The following is a 1,302-nucleotide window of genomic DNA, read 5'->3' on the forward strand; positions in this document are numbered from 1 at the left end:
CATAACCGAAGCCGTTGTACTAAGCGTTTAGATATACTGCTACTCATCGCGTTGTTAGCAGAAGTTTTGATGTGGTGGAATGGCTTAGCTGCCGTGCAAGCGAAGTGGCATTTTGACTTTCAAGCCAACACCATAAAACATCGCAGAGTGCTTTCAATACCTCGCTTAGGGCGGGAAGTTCGGAGCCATCGACGGTATCAAATTCATGAGTCCCAATATCAATGGGCAATACTTGAATATCAACGGCTCACGCACAACGCCGGACTGGGGGAATTATGAGGGGATCCGTCAGCGCCGCATTAAGGTGTGACGCGCGCTTGCCATACTGTGAGCGAAGCGAAACCGGCAAGCGTAAGGAATCACTCTTAAATGCTTTGTTATGTGAAATTTATTTAACACCAACAACTTTGCGAAGGAAAACTTCCGGGATGCCCTTTTGCAATAGTTTATATTTTTGAACTTTGCTCAATGGAGGCTCAAAACTTACTTTACCGATACTATATTCACCTTTAGAGATCCTTGCTGATAGCTTTTCACTCAAGTTAAACCATGCACCGTTATAATGATTTCTTTCAATTTCACCAGTAAGAAAGCCAATAGATTCAGCAAGCCAAAATATGGTCAGTGCTACCCCTAAATCACAATACTTACTTTCGGAAATTGCACAAATAATCTCTAATCCGTCGTCCCAATTATAATCGTTCGCTAGTTCTTGTAGAAAAAATGGATTCGACGTTTCCATAACGGCTTGCAAACCGATTGCTGAAACTTCAGATTGAGTGATCTGGACAATCAAGTCCCTTTCTTGTTGTGAAATCATGATTTATTAACACCTACAATCTAAATTATTGGGCATTTCACATAACGCCCTGTTAAGGTCATGCTTGGAGTGTTCAGGTCCCAAAGCAAAAGGAGAAGACCATGACTCAGCATAAAATCATCGGCATCGATTTAGCAAAAAATATTTTCTTTCTTGTTGAAATCGATCATAAAGGAAAAAACATCAGCCGTAAAAAACTTCAACGAAGTAAGTTGCTTAGCCATATCGCGAACCTAAAACCCTGCACTATTGCTATGGAAGCTTGTTGGGGCGCTCACTACTGGGCGCGTGAATTTGAAAAATTTGGGCATAAAGTTCTTTTATACCCTCCCCAACACGTCAAAAATCAACGCCGTAAACAAAAGAATGACTATAACGACGCTGAAGCGATTGCCGAACTAGCACTATATCAACGCGCCTACCCCGTCCCGCATAAATCCATCGAACAGCAAGACATTCAATCATTGATTCGAATGCGTAGA

Annotated in this window: 2 protein-coding genes and 1 pseudogene; 2 read left to right on the forward strand and 1 reads right to left on the reverse strand. The window is 41.9% G+C overall.

What is annotated here, in order from left to right; genetic code table 11:
• Positions 1-279, forward strand: a pseudogene (locus tag L4C38_RS21195) (IS4 family transposase); the annotation flags it as partial.
• Positions 280-388: 109 nt separating this feature from the next.
• Here L4C38_RS21195 and L4C38_RS21200 read toward each other — a convergent pair.
• A complete protein-coding gene (locus tag L4C38_RS21200; protein WP_428799514.1) occupies positions 389-820 on the reverse strand; it encodes a DUF4274 domain-containing protein in 432 nt (143 codons plus the stop codon).
• A gap of 101 nt (positions 821-921) precedes the next feature.
• On the opposite strand from L4C38_RS21200, the gene L4C38_RS21205 reads away from it, so the two are divergent.
• Positions 922-1,302: IS110 family transposase (locus L4C38_RS21205; protein WP_428799515.1), on the forward strand; the 381-nt coding region annotated here is incomplete at its 3' end.

Origin of the sequence: Vibrio kasasachensis, assembly GCF_050337565.1 — a bacterium.
GTDB classification, from domain to species: Bacteria; Pseudomonadota; Gammaproteobacteria; order Enterobacterales; family Vibrionaceae; genus Vibrio; species Vibrio kasasachensis.